At 65.1% G+C, this 1975-nt stretch carries 1 protein-coding gene and 1 pseudogene; one reads left to right on the forward strand and one right to left on the reverse strand.

The window, feature by feature from the left end; translation table 11 throughout:
- Positions 1–93: 93 nt before the first annotated feature.
- Positions 94–291 (forward strand): annotated as a pseudogene (locus tag ACZ7OO_RS44050) (transcriptional regulator); the annotation flags it as partial.
- 742 nt (positions 292–1033) lie between these two features.
- Here the strand turns inward: ACZ7OO_RS44050 and ACZ7OO_RS44055 are convergent.
- Entirely contained in the window at positions 1034–1711 is a 678-nt protein-coding gene (locus tag ACZ7OO_RS44055) for an LAETG motif-containing sortase-dependent surface protein (protein WP_471513009.1), read from the reverse strand.
- Positions 1712–1975 lie beyond the last annotated feature (264 nt).

Here is a 1975-nt window from a genome sequence, read left to right on the forward strand (position 1 = left end):
GCTCCAGCTTCGCCCACTGTGCGTTCGTCAGATCGTGCCGTCCCACGAAGTGGATCTTGACACATCAAGATCCACTTCTGAAACACACCCTAGGCCCAGGTCAATCGCCCCCACCACGGGGTGATCTCCTACCGCTCCCTCAACGTCCGTCACTGAGACCGCATCGTCGAAGCCTGAATGACGGGCGACGACGCGGCGCTCGACGTCGCCTGGGTCGGTGACGCCGTCGTCGACCTCGGCTCCGAGTGGGGTCAGTACGAATACGTGAGCACCATCGGTTTTGCCGCGTAGGGGAACTACCCCTCCCTGTGGCGGTGTTCGGAATGTTCGTGAGTCAGCACCGGATGCGGGCGGCCCCGTAGACGATCGCGCTGCCGATGAGCCCGGAGCTTACGAGCAGTGACACGTCTGCTGCCTGTGCCGTGTGACGAAGGGCGGATACGAGGAACACCGCTACTTCCGCCGGGACCAGGACGACCGCAGTGGGCCCTGAAAAGGCAGTACAGGTTCCCTGACTGCCCAATTCAAAGGGGCAGCGCTAACCGAGATGAGTCCACGTCGGCAGTCGTAGGAGTACGCGACGCCGTCCCCGGCCGATGCCCTCAGAGTGCAGACCCTCGCCCCAAGCACCTTCGAATAGAGGTTCCACGATGCGGTGTGCCCCGCGTCCTGGCTCAGATAGGCGTACCCGTCGTCGGCGTCCAGACTTCTCTGTTCAGCCGCAGCGTCGCCCGCCCCGGCCAAAGTCACCAAAGCGGCAAGCGCTGAAGCTGCTGCCACCACAGCCGTACGCCGTACGAGCACTGCACTCCCATTAGTCATGGATTTCTTCGAGGACCGCGAAATCGTAGAGAGCCATGCCGTTGATGCAGCCGTGGACGGCTTCGGGGAAGTCACCAGTGCAGACGTTCTCCCCCCGGGCACCGGGCCGGCGCAACGCCGTCATGTTCTCGATCTGGATGTGCCCGGCACAAAATGCAGGAGGGTGCTCACGGTCGTGAGCACCCTCCTGGCGGCTGCTCGCCGCAGGTGATCAGCTACCGGAGTTCGCCCCGCGTCGGCGAGTACCGAGGAGCACGCCACCGCCGCCGACCACGACGAGGGCTGCCGCGATGCCAGCGATGACACCAGTGCTGGAGTCGGCGCCGGTCTCGGCGAGGTGCGAGCCACCGGCCGGGGACGGCGCATTGCTCGGCGTCGTCGCGGGGGCGGCGCTGGTGCTCTGCGAGGGCGACGGGGTGGGGGAGGGGGCCGGGGTGCTCTCGGACACCGAGGGCGCCGGGGTCGGGCTGGGCTTGTCCCCGGTCTGCTTGCAGGCCGTGGACGGGGCGGTCAGGTTGCCCTTGATGTCCTCGTCGACCGCGCCGTTGTCGGTCTTGACGTGGATGCGGTACGTGGCGTTCGGCTTCCAGTCCTCGGTGAAGGTCACCGTGGTGCCCTCCGCGGAGCCCTTGACGGACTGCTCGCCGACCTGGTTGACGTCGGTGCCGTTGTCCTGGAGGAAGACGGTGACCGTGGCCGGGGTGGCCGAGGAGTCCTCGTCGGTGACGACGATGACGCCCTTGAAGCCGTCGCATGTGGCTACGGCGGAGAACTCGCGAATGTTGCAGGCGAGCGCGTTGCCGGCCAGACCGAGAGCCAGCGCGGCGGAAGCGGAGGCGACACCCACGATACGCGCGGAGCGACGCAGGCTTCGGCGAGATATGGACATTTTTGTCCTTTACGTTTTTGCACAAGTGCCGGGGGTTTAGAGGTGACTGGGGGCAGAAGACAGGATGAGAACCGATCACCCCAGATGACACACAGATCTATAAGCGCTACATAAGCGTGTCAATGCATATGTAATTGAGGGCATTTGACTCTGCCTGGACGGGCAGTAACGCCCGCCGTGGATGAACCGGGGCCTGGGGGGGGGGGAAGAGGGGGGGGGAGCTTTTTTTTCTCCCGTGAGGGGCATCCGGTGAATCTCCCCCAC

Source organism: Streptomyces sp. NPDC111744 (genome assembly GCF_055634995.1).